Below are 15,324 nucleotides of genomic sequence, written 5' to 3' on the forward strand. Positions count from 1 at the left end.
CGCCGTGGTGAGCGTCCTGTGGGCCGGCGGCCGGCTGCGCGACCCGCGCGAGCCCGTGCTGTCGGGCGCCGACGCGGGCTTCGCGACGGGCCTCGGCGTCTTCGAGACCTGCGCGGTGGCGGCGGGCCGGGCGTTCGCGCTGACCCGGCACCTGGACCGCCTGGCCGCCTCGCTGCGAGCCCTCGACCTCCCGCCGGTCGACGAGGGCGAGGTCCGGGACGCCGTGGCCGCCGTTCTGGCCGCGGGCGGCGCCGACGTCGGCCGGGTGCGGGTCACGGTGAGCCCGGGCGCCCCGGGGGCGGCCGCGCCGAGCCTGGTGGTCACGGCGGGCCCGGCGCCGCTCCGCGGGCCGGCGCACGTCGTCCGGGTGCCGTGGGTGCGCAACGAGCGGTCGCCGCTGGCGGGCCACAAGTCGACGTCCTACGCCGCGGACGTGCTGGCCCTCGCGGCCGCGCAGCGCGCGGGCGGCAACGAGGCGGTGCTCGCGAACACCCGCGGCGAGCTGTGCGAGGGCACCGGCTCGAACGTGTTCGTCGAGCGCGACGGCGCGCTGCTCACGCCGCCGCTGTCCTCCGGCTGCTTGCCGGGGGTCACGCGGGCGCTGGCGCTGGAGTGGGCCGCCGAGGCGGGCCTGCCGGTGGCGGAGGCGCGGTCCGGCGAGCTGCCGTGGGAGGTGCTGGACGACGTCCGCCGCGGCGGGGCGTCGCTGGCGCTGAGCGGGTCGCTGCGCGGGTTCGTCGGCGTGCACGCCCTCGACGGCGCGGCCGTGGCGACCGGCCCGCTGACCGCGGCCGTGGCGGAGCTGTTCCGGGCGCGCGCGGGCGCCGACCCGGACCCGTAGCGGCTCAGGCGGTGAGGAGCGCGGCGATCAGGGCCGCGATCTCGCCCTCCATGCGGTCGCTCTCGGTGCCGAGGGCGACGAGCTGCTCGGTGGCGGTGAGGAACCGCTCGAGCGGCTCGGACGGCGCCGCGAGCAGCGCGCTGCCCTCGATGCCGGTCAGCGAGATGAGGGTGAACAGCGGGTCCTCGTCCCGCCACACCTGCACGTCCCCGCAGCCCGCGGGGTCCTCGGCGTCCGCGAGCATGCCCTGGAGCAGCAGCTCGCGCCCGAGCAGCCAGACCGAGGTGGACTGGGGGCTGGTGAACACGGCACGCACCGTGTAGGGGTCGCTCACGCGGTACGACAGCTCCGCGGTGACAGGCAGGACGCTGGCATCGGAGCTGATGAGCTGCATGGCGACGGACTCGACGACGTCGTACGAGCGCTGGGCCACCGCATCCTCCTTCACACATGTCCACACGTCACGCGAGATGACCATGATGACAGCCGCGCTGCCCGGGTCCGAGGTCCCGCGCCGACTTTCACCCGGTGGAACCCCTCAGCGCCGGTCGCGGTCTGCCGGGCCGGGGCGGCGCCGCGCCGGCGATCCCGCTGGTGGACCGGCACGCCCGGGCTGCCCCGGGCCGGTTTCGTCCTTCCGCCCCGCGTCGGGTACTGTTGTCCACCGCCGGGCGATTGGCGCAGTGGTAGCGCGCTTCGTTCACACCGAAGAGGTCACTGGTTCGAACCCAGTATCGCCCACCGGCACGACGGCCCCCGGTCCCCAGCGGACCGGGGGCCGTCGTCGTCCCGGGCCGCGGCCCGCGCGAGCCCCCGACCGGCGCGGGCGTGCGTCCCGGCGACGAGGCGACCGGTCGGTAGCATCGACCCGGACCCCGCGCGCGAGGCGCGGGACCGACCCGAGGAGACCCGCACGTGTCCGAGCTCATCACCCTCACCGTCGACGGCGTCAGCACCACGGCCGAGGCGGGGACGACGGGCACGGACCTGTACGCCGCGCGCCGCGACGTCGTGGTCGTCCGCGTCGACGGCGAGCTCCGGGACCTGTCCCGCCCGCTCCCGGACGGCGCCGTCGTCGAGGCCGTCACGATCGACTCCCCGGACGGCCTGGCCGTGCTCCGGCACTCGGCCGCGCACGTGCTCGCGCAGGCGGTGCAGGAGGTCAACCCGAAGGCCCGCCTGGGCATCGGCCCGCCCGTGACCGACGGCTTCTACTACGACTTCGACGTCGAGACCCCGTTCACCCCGGAGGACCTGCGGGCCCTCGAGAAGGTGATGTCCCGCATCGTCAAGGAGGGCCAGACGTTCCGCCGCGTCGAGGTCACCGACGACGAGGCGCGCGCGCTGGCCGCGGACGAGCCGTACAAGCTCGAGCTCATCGGCCTGAAGTCCACCGCGGACACCGCGGGGGAGGGCGCCTCCGTCGAGGTGGGCTCCGGCGGCCTCACGTACTACCAGAACGTGCGCGGCGCGGGCCGGGAGTCCGAGACGGTCGTCTGGCAGGACCTGTGCCGCGGCCCGCACCTGCCCAGCACGAAGCTGCTCGGCAACGGCTTCCAGCTGACCCGGTCGGCCGCCGCCTACTGGCGCGGGAGCGAGAAGAACCCGCAGCTGCAGCGCGTCTACGGCACGGCGTGGCCGACCAAGGACGAGCTCAAGGCGTACCTGGACCGCATCGCCGAGGCGGAGCGCCGGGACCACCGCCGGCTGGGCAACGAGCTCGACCTGTTCTCGTTCCCGGACGAGATCGGCTCGGGGCTGGCGGTGTTCCACCCCAAGGGCGGCATCATCCGGATGGAGATGGAGGAGTACTCGCGTCGCAAGCACGTCGAGGCGGGCTACTCGTTCGTCAACACCCCGCACATCACGAAGCAGCAGCTCTTCGAGATCTCCGGGCACCTGGACTGGTACGCCGAGGGCATGTACCCCCCGATGCAGCTGGACGAGGAGCGGGACGCCGAGGGCAACGTCACCCGGCAGGGGCAGAACTACTACCTCAAGCCGATGAACTGCCCGATGCACAACCTGATCTTCGACTCCCGGGGCCGGTCGTACCGCGAGCTGCCCCTGCGGCTGTTCGAGTTCGGCACGGTGTACCGGTACGAGAAGTCGGGCGTCGTGCACGGCATGACCCGCGCCCGCGGCTTCACGCAGGACGACGCGCACATCTACTGCACCCGCGACCAGATGAAGGACGAGCTGACCAGCCTGCTCACCTTCGTCCTCGACCTGCTCAAGGACTACGGCCTCGACGACTTCTACCTGGAGCTGTCGACCCGCAACCCGGAGAAGTCGGTCGGCGAGGACTCCGCGTGGGAGGAGGCCACCGAGACGCTGCGGCAGGTGGCCACCGAGTCGGGCCTGGACCTGGTCCCGGACCCGGGCGGCGCGGCCTTCTACGGCCCGAAGATCTCGGTGCAGGCGAAGGACGCGATCGGCCGCACCTGGCAGATGTCGACGATCCAGCTCGACTTCAACCTGCCGGAGCGGTTCGACCTGCAGTACACCGCCTCGGACGGCACCCGGCAGCGCCCGGTGATGATCCACCGCGCGCTGTTCGGGTCGATCGAGCGGTTCTTCGCGGTGCTGACCGAGCACTACGCGGGCGCGTTCCCGGCCTGGCTCGCGCCGGTCCAGGTGCTCGCGGTGCCGGTGGCCGAGCCGTTCGAGCCGTACCTCGAGGGGGTCGTGGCCCAGCTGCGCACCCAGGGCATCCGCGCCGAGCTCGACCGGTCCAGCGACCGGTTCGGCAAGAAGATCCGCAACGCGAGCACGCAGAAGATCCCGTTCGTGCTGATCGCGGGCGGCGAGGACGCGGAGGCCGGGGCGGTGTCGTTCCGGTACCGCGACGGCCGGCAGGAGAACGGCGTGCCGGTGGCCGAGGCCGTGCAGCGCGTCGTCGCCGCGGTCCGCGAGCACGCGCAGGTCTGACGCGGTGCCCGAGCACGACGACGCGGCCCGCGGGGCGGCAGCGGAGGACGCCGCCGCCCTCGCGGGCGTGCCCGACGGCTTCGGCCGCCTGTGGACGCCGCACCGCATGGCGTACATCGGCGGGGAGAACAAGCCCGCCGACGGGGCCGCGGGCGACGGCTGCCCGTTCTGCCGCATCCCGGCCCTGTCCGACGAGGACGGGCTCGTGGTGGCGCGCGGGACGACGGCGTACGTGGTGCTCAACCTGTACCCGTACAACGGCGGCCACGTCCTGGCCGTGCCGTACCGGCACGTCGCCGACTACACCGACCTGACCGGGCCGGAGGTCGCCGAGATCGCCGCGCTGACCCGCACGGCGATGCGGGTGCTGCGCGAGGTCAGCGGGCCGCACGGCTTCAACATCGGCATGAACCAGGGCGACGTGGCGGGGGCCGGCATCGCCGCGCACCTGCACCAGCACGTCGTGCCCCGGTGGTCCGGCGACGCGAACTTCCTGCCGATCGTCGGCCGGACGCGGGCGCTTCCCGAGCTGCTGCACGACACGCGCGCGCGCCTCGCCGCCGCGTGGCCGACCGCCGGGGAGCCCGGCGAGGAGAGGGGTTGACCCGCCCGTGCTGAACCGACTGCGGGGGGCCATGACGCGGCTCTTCACGCCGGTGGCCGACGCGCTGCTGAAGCGGGGGGTGTCCCCGGACGCCGTGACGATCACCGGCACGGTCGCGGTCGTCGCGACCGCGCTGTGGCTGTACCCCACCGGGCACTTCCTCGCGGCGAGCCTGGTGATCGCGTTCTTCGCCCTCACCGACTCCCTCGACGGGGTGATGGCGCGGCGCGCGGGCCGGTCCGGGCCGTGGGGGGCGTTCCTCGACTCCACGCTCGACCGGTTCGGCGACGCGGCGATCTTCTCCGGCCTGGTGCTGTGGTTCATGGGCGAGGGCGACTCGGCCTGGGGCGCCGGCGCGGCGCTGGCCTGCCTGGTGCTCGGCTCGATCGTGCCCTACGCCCGCGCGCGCGCCGAGGGCCTCGGCATGACGGCCGCGGTGGGCATCGCCGAGCGTGCCGACCGGCTGGCGACCGTGCTGGTCGCCACCGCGCTGGTCGGGCTCGGTGTGCCGCAGGTCGTCCTCGTGGTCGTCCTCGCGCTGCTGGCCGTCGCCTCGCTCGTCACGATCGTGCAGCGCATGGCCACGGTCCGGCGGCAGGCGGGGGCGGCGGCGTGAGCGACGAGGCCCGGACGGGCCGGTTCGACGTGGCGCGCCTGTTCGCGTTCGCGTGGCGGGTGGTCGGCAAGGTGCCGGACCCGATCGTGCGCGGGCTGTTCCGGCTCGTGGCGGACGTCGCCTGGGTGGTGCGCGGCAGCGGCGTGCGGCAGCTCGAGGCGAACCTGCGCCGGGTGCGGCCGCAGGCGCCGCCCGAGGAGATCCGGCGGCTGACGCTGCTCGGGATGCGCTCGTACATGCGGTACTACGGCGAGTCGTTCGCGCTCGTCGGGGTGAAGCCCGAGCAGATCGCCGCGCGGGTGCGCCTCGAGGACCCCCGGGAGGTCGTCCGGGAGATCGACGCCGGCCGGATGGTCGTCATGGCGCTGGGCCACCTGGGCAACTGGGACCTGGCCGGCGCGTGGGCGACCACCCACCTCGGCCGCACGGTCACGGTCGCCGAGCGCCTCAAGCCCGAGGCGCTGTTCCAGGAGTTCCTCACGTTCCGCGAGGGCCTGGGGCTCGAGATCATCCCGCTGTCCGGCGGGGGCGGCGGGGTGTTCCGCGAGCTGGTGCGCGCGATCAAGCAGGGACCGGGCGGCCTGGTGCCGCTGCTGGCGGACCGGGACCTGACCGCCCGCGGCGTGGAGGTCGACCTGTTCGGCGAACGCGCGCGGGTTGCCGCCGGCCCCGCGGCGCTGGCCGTCGCGACCGGTGCGCCGCTGTGCGCGACCACCATCACCTACGAGCGCCTGCGCGGCCCCCGGCGGCGGGCGGCCGGCACCGCCTGGGGCGTCGTCATCGAGTTCGGCCGGCTGCTCCCGGTCCCGGACGACGTGCCGCGGCAGGACCGCGTCCGGGCGCTGACCCAGGCCTGGGTCGACGACCTCGCCCGCGGCATCGACCGCGCGCCGCAGGACTGGCACATGCTGCAGAAGGTGTTCGTCGCCGACCTCGACCCGGAGCGGTACGCCCGCACCCGGGCGGCGGCGGGGGAGACGGCGGGCGAGACCGCCGGGGAGACCGCCGGGGAGGCCGCGCGATGACCCCCGCCCCGGCCCGGCCGCTGCGCATCGGCATCGTCTGCCCGTACTCGTTCGACGTCCCCGGCGGCGTGCAGTTCCACGTCCGCGACCTCGCGGAGGCGCTCATCGCCCGCGGGCACAGCGTCTCGGTGCTCGCGCCGGCCGACGACGACACCCCGATCCCGGGGTACATGACATCCGCGGGCAAGGCCGTGCCGGTCAGGTACAACGGCGCGGTCGCCCGGCTGACGTTCGGCCCGCTGACCGCCGCCCGCGTGCGGCGCTGGCTGGAGGCGGGGCAGTTCGACGTGCTGCACCTGCACGAGCCCGTGACCCCGTCGCTGAGCATGCTCGCGCTGTGGATCGCGGACGGGCCGGTCGTGGCGACGTTCCACTCCTCGCTGGTGCGGTCCCGGTCGCTGCAGATCGCCTACCCGCTGGTGCGGCAGTCGCTGGAGAAGATCAGCGCCCGGATCGCGGTGTCCGAGGACGCGCGTCGCACCCTGGTCGAGCACCTGGGCGGCGACGCGGTGGTGATCCCGAACGGCGTGTACGTCGACGCGTTCGCCCGGGCCGGCACCGACCCCCGCTGGCTCGGCACGCCCGAGGCGCCGACGGTGGTCTTCCTCGGCCGGCTCGACGAGTCCCGCAAGGGCCTGCCGGTGCTGCTCGACGCGGTGCCGGAGGTCCGCCGGGCGTTCCCGGGCGTGCGCTTCCTCGTGGCGGGCCGCGGCGACACCGGCCCGGCGGAGGTCCGCGAGCTGCTCGGCGACGACGCTGACGCCGTGGAGTTCCTGGGCGGCATCAGCGACGAGGACAAGGCCCGGCTGCTCGCGTCGGCGGACGTGTACTGCGCGCCGCAGACCGGCGGCGAGTCGTTCGGCATCGTGCTGGTCGAGGCGATGAGCGCCGGCACGGCCGTCGTCGCCTCCGACCTCGGGGCGTTCCGGCGGGTGCTGGACGACGGCCGGGCGGGCGTGCTGTTCCGCACCGGCGACTCCGCGGACCTCGCGCGCACGCTGGTCGAGCTTCTCGGGGATCCGGAGCGGCGCAGCCGGGTGGCGTCCGCGGGGGAGTCGGCGGTCGGGCGGTACGACTGGTCGTCCGTGACGCACGAGGTCCTGACGGTGTACGAGATGGCGGTCGAGGGCAGCGCCGCGCCCGTGGGGGAGGACCCGACCTCCCGCCGCGGGGCGCGCCGCGAGGTCCTGCGCCGCCTGCGGGGTGACGAATGAGCTGGTCCGAGACGGCGGTCCTCGTGGTCGCGGTCGTCCTGCTGGTGGTGTGGTGGTCGTGGCTCGCCGCGTCCCGGATCGACCGGCTGCACCGCAAGGTCGCCGCGTCCCGCGCGGTCGTCGACACCCAGCTGCTCCGGCGCGCGTCCGCGGCGTCCACGCTGGCGGCGTCGGGCGTGCTGGACCCGGTGAGCAGCGTGCTGGTGGGCGAGGCGTCCTGGGCGTCCATCGCGGCCGGCGACCCGCAGACCGGCGGCATGGCGCGGCTGCCCGCCGAGCTCCGCGGCCCGGCGCGCGCCGGCACGCCGGGGCCGGAGCAGGACCGCGGGCTCGTCGAGAGCGAGCTCTCCGCGACGCTGCGCGAGGCGCTGGCCGACCCCGAGGAGGTCGCCGCCCTGCGCGAGGAGCCGGGCGCCGGCGAGCTGCTCGACGCGCTCGGCGACGCCTGGTACCGCGTGCAGCTCGCGCGCCGGTTCCACAACGAGGCGGTCGCCCAGGCCCAGCGGATGCGGCGCGGCTGGGCGGTGCGCACCCTGCGGCTGGCCGGGCGCGCGCCGATGCCCGAGACCCTCGAGCTGGACGACGCGTGGCCCCCCGCGCTCGGCCGCCCGGGCCGCCCCCCGGCCGCCGCCTGACACGACCGCGCGAGGCGTGGACGGCGCCCCCGGGGCCGCCGCGCGCGCGACTACGATGGACGACGGAAGCCGCCAACCCCCTCCCGAACTGTGAGGTCACCGTGACCAGCGACACCACCCAGCCCGCGACCGCCGACGCCCCCGCGGTGGGCACGGCCCGCGTCAAGCGCGGCATGGCGGAGATGCTCAAGGGCGGCGTCATCATGGACGTCGTCACGCCGGAGCAGGCCAAGATCGCCGAGGACGCCGGCGCGGTCGCCGTCATGGCGCTCGAGCGCGTGCCCGCCGACATCCGGGCCCAGGGCGGCGTCGCGCGGATGAGCGACCCCGACCTGATCGACGGCATCGTCAACACCGTGTCCATCCCGGTGATGGCCAAGGCCCGCATCGGCCACTTCGTCGAGGCGCAGGTGCTGCAGAGCCTGGGCGTCGACTACGTCGACGAGTCCGAGGTGCTCACCCCGGCGGACTACGCGCACCACATCGACAAGTGGCAGTTCACCGTGCCCTTCGTGTGCGGCGCGACCAACCTCGGCGAGGCGCTGCGCCGCATCACCGAGGGCGCGGCCATGATCCGGTCGAAGGGCGAGGCCGGCACCGGCGACGTCTCGAACGCCACGACGCACATGCGGACCATCCGCCAGGAGATCCGCCGCCTCACCTCGCTGCCCGAGGACGAGCTGTTCCTCGCGGCCAAGGAGCTGCAGGCGCCGTACGACCTGGTCGTCGAGGTGGCTCGCGCCGGCAAGCTGCCGGTCGTGCTGTTCACCGCGGGCGGCATCGCCACCCCGGCCGACGCGGCGATGATGATGCAGCTCGGCGCGGAGGGCGTGTTCGTCGGCTCCGGCATCTTCAAGTCGGGCAACCCGGCGCAGCGCGCCGCGGCGATCGTCAAGGCCACGACCTTCTACGACGACCCGGACGTCATCGCGAAGGTGTCCCGCGGCCTCGGCGAGGCCATGGTCGGGATCAACGTCGACGACGTCCCGGTGCCGCACCGCCTGGCCGAGCGCGGCTGGTGACCCACCCGACCGACGGCCCGCCGACCCCCACCGGGGCCGGCGGGCCGTCGCCGTCGGTGCTCGGCGACGACTGGGTGCTCGGGGCCGACGGGCTGCGGTTCCGGCGCGCGGCGCGCGTGCTGCTGCTCGACGCCGACGACCGCCTGCTGCTGGTCCGGGGGCACGACGTCGACCAGCCCGAGCGGTCCTGGTGGTTCACCGTCGGGGGCGGGATCGACCCGGGGGAGTCGGCCCGCGCGGCGGCGGTCCGCGAGCTGCGCGAGGAGACCGGGCTGGTGCTCGGCGACGGCGCGCTGGTCGGTCCGGTGCTGACCCGGTCGGCGATCTTCGACTTCTACGCCGAGCACTGCCGCCAGGACGAGGAGTTCTTCCTGGCCCGCGTCGACCACGCGCTCGACCCCGCGTCGATCGCGCGCGACGGCTGGACCGAGGTCGAGCTCGACGTGCTGGACGAGGTGCGCTGGTGGCACCTGGACGACCTCGCGGCCGAGACGCGCGAGGTGTTCCCCGAGGGGCTGGCGGACCTGGTGCGGCCGCTGCTGGGCGGGTGGGACGGCGTGACCCGGCACCTGGGCCTGCAGCGCGACGACTGAGCGCTTTTCGTACCGGGGGGTAACTTCGGGGCGCCCGGATCGGTTATCGTCGGCCGGTGCCCCACTCCACCTCGCCCGTCACCCGCATGCACCGCAGCGGCATCCGCACCCTCATGGAGCTCGCGATGCGCGACCCGGAGGCGATCCGCCTGGAGATCGGGGAGCCCGACGTGCCGACGCCGGAGCACGTCGTCGCGGCGGCCGGGCGCGACGCGGCGGCCGGGCACACCGGGTATACGTCGAGCACCGGCACCCCGGAGCTGCGCGCCGCGCTGGCCGAGAAGGTGCGCCGGGTGAACGGCCTCGACGTCACGGCCGCGGACGTCGTCGTCACGCACGGCGCCATGCACGGCCTCGCGATGGCGATCAACGCCCTGGCCGGCCCGGGCGACGAGATCCTCGTGCCGGACCCGGAGTTCCCGAACTGGCGGATGGCCGCCGTGGCCGCCGGTGTCGAGGTCGGCACCTACCCGGCGCACGCCGCGAACGGCTTCGTGCCGGTGCTCGCCGACATCGCGGCGGCGGTCACGCCGGCGACGCGCGCGATCGTGCTGTGCTCCCCGAACAACCCGACGGGCGCCGTGTACCCGGCGGAGCTGCTCGCGGGCGTCGTCGAGCTGGCCCGGGAGCGCGACCTGTGGGTGCTCGCGGACGAGTGCTACGAGGCGATCACCTTCGACGCCCCGCACGCGTCCGCCGCGGCGTTCGACACGGACGGCCGGGTGCTCACGTTCTTCTCGTTCTCGAAGACCTACGCGATGACCGGCTGGCGCCTCGGCTACGTCGTCTCCCGCGACCCCGGCGTCATCGACCTGCTGGGCCAGGTCGCGGAGGCCACGGTGGCGTGCCCGTCGTCGGTCAGCCAGCGCGCCGCCCTGGCCGCGCTCACCGGCCCGCAGGACGACGTGGCCGCGGCCGTCGCGTCCTACCGGGAGCGCCGCGACGCGGCCGTCGCCCTGCTGGCCGCGCGCGGCGTCCCCTGCGTGCCGCCGCTCGGCGCGTTCTACCTCATGGTCGACGTCTCCGCCGCGACGCCCGACTCCGAGGCGTTCGCGCTGCGCCTGCTGGACGAGCGGCACGTGTCGGTGTCGCCGGGCAGCGCGTTCGGGCCCGGGGGCGAGGGCATGGTCCGGGTGTCCCTCGCGAGCGAGCGGTCCGCGTTGCTCGAGGGCCTGTCCCGGCTCGCCGACCTCGTGGCCGCGTGGGACGCCGTCGAGGTGCCCGCCGGCGCGGTGGACGGAGCAGTCACCGCGGATTCGTAGGATGAGGCGCGTGAGCGCCTCCCCGACCATCGGTGTCCTGGCCCTGCAGGGCGACGTCCGCGAGCACCTCGCCGCCCTGCGCGCGAGCGGCGCGGAGGCCGTCCCCGTGCGCCGCGCCTCCGAGCTGGACGCCGTCGACGCCCTCGTGCTCCCCGGCGGCGAGTCCACGACCATCGACAAGCTGCTGCGCGCGTTCGAGCTGGACGGGCCGGTCCGCGACCGCCTCGCCGCGGGGATGCCCGCCTACGGCTCGTGCGCCGGGATGATCCTGCTCGCCGACCGGATCGTCGGCGGCATCGACGGCCAGCGCACCCTCGGCGGCCTGGACGTCACGGTCCGGCGGAACGCCTTCGGGCGGCAGGTCGACTCCTTCGAGACGGACCTGCGGATCGAGGGCGTGCCGTCCAGCGCGGACGAGCCGGTGCACGCCGTGTTCATCCGCGCGCCCTGGGTCGACGAGATCGGACCGGCCGCCACCGCCCTCGCCCGCGTGGAGAGCGGGCCCGCCGCCGGTAGGATCGTCGCGGTGCGCCAGGGCCCGCTGCTCGCGACGTCCTTCCACCCGGAGGTGACGGGCGACACGCGGGTGCACCGGCTGTTCGTCGAGATCGTCCGCGACGCCCGGTAGGGGAGCGTCGGCGCGCGACCCGGCGCCGGGTCGCGACGCCCTGGGGATGCGCGTGCAGGACGAGTCTGGTGAAGCGAGAGGGAAGCGATGTCGGGTCACTCCAAGTGGGCCACCACGAAGCACAAGAAGGCCGTGATCGACGCGAAGCGCGGCAAGCTCTTCGCCAAGCTCATCAAGAACATCGAGGTCGCCGCGCGCACCGGCGGCGGTGACCCGGCGGGCAACCCGACGCTCTACGACGCGATCCAGAAGGCCAAGAAGACCTCGGTCCCGAACGACAACATCGAGCGCGCCGTCAAGCGCGGCTCCGGTGCCGAGGCCGGCGGCGCGGACTACCAGACGATCCTCTACGAGGGCTACGGCCCCGGCGGCATCGCGGTCCTCGTCGAGTGCCTCACCGACAACCGCAACCGCGCGGCGGCGGACGTGCGCGTCGCGTTCACCCGCAGCGGCGGCCAGATGGCCGACCCCGGCTCGGTGGCGTACCTGTTCTCCCGCAAGGGCGTCGTCATGGTCCCGAAGGAGGGCACCACGGAGGACGACGTCATGATGGCGGTGCTCGAGGCCGGCGCGGAGGAGGTCAACGACGCGGGCGACCAGTTCGAGGTCCTGTCCGAGGCCACCGACCTGGTGCCCGTCCGCACGGCGCTGCAGGACGCGGGCATCGAGTACGACTCCGCCGACGTGGTGTTCTACCCGGCCACGCAGATCGAGGTGGACGCTGAGGGTGCCCGCAAGATCCTCCGGCTGATCGACGCGCTCGAGGACTCGGACGACGTGCAGAACGTCTACGCGAACTTCGACGCCTCGGACGAGGTCATGGCGGAGCTCGAGGAGGACTGACCCCTCGCGCGCCGCGACGCCCCGCCCGGACCCCGGTCCGGCGCGGGGCGTCGGCGTGTCCACCCCGCCGTCTCCCGCTGACCGGAGGGTTCTGCCCGACACGCCCGGCGTGTCCCGCCAGCAACCTCCACTCACGGCGTGCGCCGGGGCGACGGGTGCCTGTGGCCCTGCGCGGCGCGGCTCCCGCGCGGGGCGGGTGCGGGCTGGGAGACTCGGGCGGTGCGCGTGCTTGGTGTGGACCCGGGGCTGACCCGCTGCGGGCTCGGGGTGGTCGACGGCCTCCCCGGGCGGAAGGTGCGGATGGTCGCGGTCGGGGTCGCCACCACGACCCCGGACCTGGACGTCGACCAGCGGCTGCTCGCCGTCGCGGCGCAGATCGAGGACTGGCTCGACGAGCACGCCCCGGACACCGTCGCCGTCGAGCGGGTGTTCGCGCAGCACAACGTGCGGACGGTCATGGGCACGGCGCAGGTCGCGGGGATCGCGATGCTCGCCGCCGCGCGCCGGCGGATCCCCGTGGCGATGCACACGCCGTCCGAGGTGAAGGCCGCCGTCACCGGCAACGGGCGGGCGGACAAGCCCCAGGTGCAGTCGATGGTGCAGCGGCTGCTGTCCCTCGACGAGCTGCCCCGGCCCGCGGACGCCGCGGACGCGCTCGCCCTGGCGATCTGCCACCTGTGGCGCCCGGCCGGCGCGATCGGGGCGCCGCAGCGCGCGCCGGGGTCGATGACCGCCGCGCAGCGGGCGTGGGCCGCGGCGGAGCAGGCCAGCCGGCGCGTGCGCGCCTGACGCCCGGCGCAGAGGTGGGAGGTCCGGACCGGCACGCCGTCGGCGTGTCCGCTCGAGCCGTCCACTGCGCGGGGGTGTGTCGTTCGTACACGTGTTCGCATCCGTGGCAGACTGCACGCGACGACGGGAAGGAGCCGGTGTGATCGCCTCGGTGCACGGGACGGTGCGGGCCGTGCGGCTGGACGCCGCGGTGCTGGAGGTCGGGGGCGTGGGCCTGCTGGTGCAGGCGACCCCGGCGACGCTCGCAGGGCTGCGGGTCGGCCAGGCCGCGACGCTGTTCACCTCGCTGGTGGTCCGGGAGGACGCTCTCACGCTGTTCGGCTTCGCCGAGGACGACGAGCGCGAGGTGTTCGAGGTGCTGCAGACCGTCAGCGGCGTCGGGCCGCGGCTCGCGCTGGCGATGCTCGCGGTGCACACGCCGGACGGCCTGCGCCGGGCGGTCGCGGGGGAGGACCTCGCGGCGCTCAAGCGCGTGCCCGGCATCGGGCACAAGGGGGCGCAGCGCATCGTGCTGGAGCTCGCGGACCGGCTCGGCGCCCCGGCGCCCGTGGGTGTCCCGGGCGGATCGGCCGCGGCCGCCGCTCCGGCGGACCGGCGCGACCAGGTCGTGGACGCGCTCGTCGGGCTGGGCTGGAACCAGAAGGCGGCGCAGGACGCCGTCGCGACCGTGCTGGACGGCAGCGAGGAGCCGGTCGGCGAGGCCGAGGTGGCGGGCGTGCTGCGCGCCGCGCTGCGGACGCTGGGCGGCGGGCGTGGCTGAGGACCCGTCGGTCGTCCGCCCGGAGGCCGACGAGCTGGAGCGGGCCGCCGAGGCGGCGCTGCGCCCGCGGCACCTCGACGAGTTCGTCGGCCAGAAGGTCGTCCGCGAGCAGCTGTCCCTGGTGCTGCAGGCGGCGATCGGCCGCGGCCGGGCCCCGGACCACGTGCTGCTGTCCGGCCCGCCCGGGCTCGGCAAGACGACGCTCGCCATGATCATCGCGGCGGAGCTCGGCACGTCCCTGCGCGTGACCAGCGGACCCGCGATCCAGCACGCCGGCGACCTGGCGGCGATCCTGTCCTCCCTGGAGGAGGGCGAGGTGCTGTTCCTCGACGAGATCCACCGCCTGGCCCGCCCGGCGGAGGAGCTGCTGTACGTCGCGATGGAGGACTTCCGGGTCGACGTCGTGGTCGGCAAGGGCGCGGGCGCCAGCGCGATCCCGCTCGCCCTGCCGCCGTTCACGGTGGTCGGCGCCACCACCCGCGCCGGCCTGCTGCCGGCGCCGCTCCGCGACCGGTTCGGGTTCACCGGGCACCTCGACTTCTACGCCGACGACGAGCTCGAGCGGGTGCTGCTGCGCTCCGCCGGGCTGCTCGGCGTGCCGCTCGCCCCGGAGGCGGCGGCCGAGATCGCGTCCCGGTCCCGCGGCACCCCCCGCATCGCGAACCGGCTGCTGCGGCGGGTGCGCGACTGGGCGCAGGTGCGCGGCGACGGCACGCTGTCGCTGGCCGCGGCGCGGGCGGCGCTCGAGGTCTACGAGGTCGACCGGCGCGGGCTGGACCGCCTCGACCGCGCCGTGCTGACCGCGCTGTGCAGCCGGTTCGGGGGCGGGCCGGTCGGGCTCACGACGCTGGCCGTCGCGGTGGGCGAGGAGCCGGAGACCGTGGAGACCGTCGCCGAGCCGTTCCTGGTCCGCGAGGGGCTGATCGGCCGGACGCCGCGCGGCCGGGTGGCCACCCCGGAGGCCTGGGCGCACCTCGGCCTGACCCCACCGGTGCCCACGGGCACGCTGTTCGGCTGAGCCGACCGGGTGCGGGAACCGACCCACAGGTCCGTTCGTTAGGAGCCCGGAGCCGTGGCGCCTAGACTGCGGCCGACGACCCGTGCGATCAGGAGCTGTTGTTCGTGGACTATTCCTTCCTCATCATCCTCGTCATCGGCATCGGGGCGATGTGGCTGCTGTCGAGCCGGCAGCGCAAGGCCCAGCGCGAGCAGCTGAGCTTCCGCGACAGCCTCGAGCCCGGCCAGCAGGTGATGACGGGCTCCGGCATGTACGGGACGGTCGTCTCGGTCGACGGTGACGAGGTCACGCTCGAGTCGACGCCGGGCAACCAGTCGCGCTGGATCAAGGCCGCGATCGCCCGCCTGGTCGAGCCGCCGGTCGAGGAGGCCGACGAGGACGAGGCCACCGACGACGCCGAGTGGCGCGACGAGCCTGGCGCGGTCCCGCCGGGCCTCATCGAGGTCCCGGACGACCTGTCCTCGCTGCAGCCGCCGCGCGACGACGAGGGTCCCGACAGCAAGAAGAAGCCGCAGCAGTAGTCGACGGGCCCGCCTCCCGGCA

General features: G+C 75.0%; 17 protein-coding genes and 1 tRNA gene. 17 read left to right on the plus strand and 1 reads right to left on the minus strand.

The features are described 5' to 3' along the window. The first annotated feature begins 4 nt into the window (after positions 1–4). Entirely contained in the window at positions 5–841 is an 837-nt protein-coding gene (locus HNR08_RS18515) for an aminotransferase class IV (protein WP_146831868.1), read from the plus strand. A gap of 4 nt (positions 842–845) precedes the next feature. Here HNR08_RS18515 and HNR08_RS18520 read toward each other — a convergent pair whose 3' ends face one another. Then, a complete protein-coding gene (locus HNR08_RS18520) occupies positions 846–1,274 on the minus strand; it encodes an SsgA family sporulation/cell division regulator (RefSeq protein WP_146831871.1) in 429 nt (142 codons plus the stop codon). 236 nt (positions 1,275–1,510) lie between these two features. On the opposite strand from HNR08_RS18520, the gene HNR08_RS18525 reads away from it, so the two are divergent. From HNR08_RS18525 to yajC, 16 genes are all read left to right on the plus strand, one after another. Next, positions 1,511–1,582 (plus strand) — tRNA-Val (locus HNR08_RS18525). A gap of 174 nt (positions 1,583–1,756) precedes the next feature. Next, positions 1,757–3,772, plus strand: a complete 2,016-nt coding sequence (thrS, locus tag HNR08_RS18530) for a threonine--tRNA ligase (RefSeq protein WP_146831874.1) — start codon at positions 1,757–1,759, stop codon at positions 3,770–3,772. Between the two features lie 4 nt (positions 3,773–3,776). Next, a complete protein-coding gene (locus HNR08_RS18535; protein ID WP_216447823.1) occupies positions 3,777–4,376 on the plus strand; it encodes an HIT family protein in 600 nt (199 codons plus the stop codon). A gap of 7 nt (positions 4,377–4,383) precedes the next feature. Further along, entirely contained in the window at positions 4,384–4,992 is a 609-nt protein-coding gene (gene pgsA / locus HNR08_RS18540; protein WP_146831877.1) for a phosphatidylinositol phosphate synthase, read from the plus strand. Further along, complete coding sequence (locus HNR08_RS18545; protein ID WP_146831880.1) at positions 4,989–6,017, plus strand: phosphatidylinositol mannoside acyltransferase; 1,029 nt, start codon at positions 4,989–4,991, stop codon at positions 6,015–6,017. Before pgsA ends, HNR08_RS18545 begins: the two co-directional genes overlap by 4 nt. Positions 6,018–6,037: 20 nt before the next feature. Further along, complete coding sequence (locus HNR08_RS18550) at positions 6,038–7,231, plus strand: glycosyltransferase family 4 protein (protein WP_168430508.1); 1,194 nt, start codon at positions 6,038–6,040, stop codon at positions 7,229–7,231. Then, positions 7,228–7,866, plus strand: coding sequence for a hypothetical protein (locus HNR08_RS18555; RefSeq protein ID WP_146831886.1), 639 nt, complete (start codon positions 7,228–7,230; stop codon positions 7,864–7,866). Before HNR08_RS18550 ends, HNR08_RS18555 begins: the two co-directional genes overlap by 4 nt. A 173-nt stretch (positions 7,867–8,039) precedes the next feature. Then, entirely contained in the window at positions 8,040–8,888 is an 849-nt protein-coding gene (pdxS, locus tag HNR08_RS18560) for a pyridoxal 5'-phosphate synthase lyase subunit PdxS (RefSeq protein WP_210736844.1), read from the plus strand. Further along, the gene (locus HNR08_RS18565; RefSeq protein WP_371862344.1) at positions 8,885–9,481 is read left to right on the plus strand and encodes an NUDIX hydrolase; all 597 of its coding nucleotides are present in this window, start codon (positions 8,885–8,887) and stop codon (positions 9,479–9,481) included. The genes pdxS and HNR08_RS18565 overlap by 4 nt, the downstream gene beginning before the upstream one ends. Positions 9,482–9,537: 56 nt before the next feature. Then, positions 9,538–10,743 (plus strand): pyridoxal phosphate-dependent aminotransferase, encoded by a 1,206-nt coding sequence (locus HNR08_RS18570; RefSeq protein ID WP_246802853.1) that lies wholly within the window; start codon positions 9,538–9,540, stop codon positions 10,741–10,743. Position 10,744: 1 nt separating this feature from the next. After that, positions 10,745–11,371, plus strand: coding sequence for a pyridoxal 5'-phosphate synthase glutaminase subunit PdxT (gene pdxT / locus HNR08_RS18575; protein WP_146831892.1), 627 nt, complete (start codon positions 10,745–10,747; stop codon positions 11,369–11,371). A gap of 87 nt (positions 11,372–11,458) precedes the next feature. Further along, the gene (locus tag HNR08_RS18580) at positions 11,459–12,214 is read left to right on the plus strand and encodes a YebC/PmpR family DNA-binding transcriptional regulator (protein WP_146831895.1); all 756 of its coding nucleotides are present in this window, start codon (positions 11,459–11,461) and stop codon (positions 12,212–12,214) included. A 219-nt stretch (positions 12,215–12,433) separates the two neighbouring features. Then, a complete protein-coding gene (ruvC, locus tag HNR08_RS18585; protein ID WP_146831898.1) occupies positions 12,434–13,003 on the plus strand; it encodes a crossover junction endodeoxyribonuclease RuvC in 570 nt (189 codons plus the stop codon). Between the two features lie 139 nt (positions 13,004–13,142). Next, entirely contained in the window at positions 13,143–13,763 is a 621-nt protein-coding gene (gene ruvA / locus HNR08_RS18590) for a Holliday junction branch migration protein RuvA (protein ID WP_146831901.1), read from the plus strand. After that, positions 13,756–14,781, plus strand: coding sequence for a Holliday junction branch migration DNA helicase RuvB (ruvB, locus tag HNR08_RS18595; RefSeq protein ID WP_146831904.1), 1,026 nt, complete (start codon positions 13,756–13,758; stop codon positions 14,779–14,781). Before ruvA ends, ruvB begins: the two co-directional genes overlap by 8 nt. Before the next feature lie 104 nt (positions 14,782–14,885). Beyond that, positions 14,886–15,302, plus strand: a complete 417-nt coding sequence (gene yajC / locus HNR08_RS18600; protein WP_146831907.1) for a preprotein translocase subunit YajC — start codon at positions 14,886–14,888, stop codon at positions 15,300–15,302. Positions 15,303–15,324 lie beyond the last annotated feature (22 nt).

Origin of the sequence: Cellulomonas hominis (genome assembly GCF_014201095.1) — a bacterium.
GTDB classification, from domain to species: Bacteria; Actinomycetota; Actinomycetes; order Actinomycetales; family Cellulomonadaceae; genus Cellulomonas; species Cellulomonas hominis.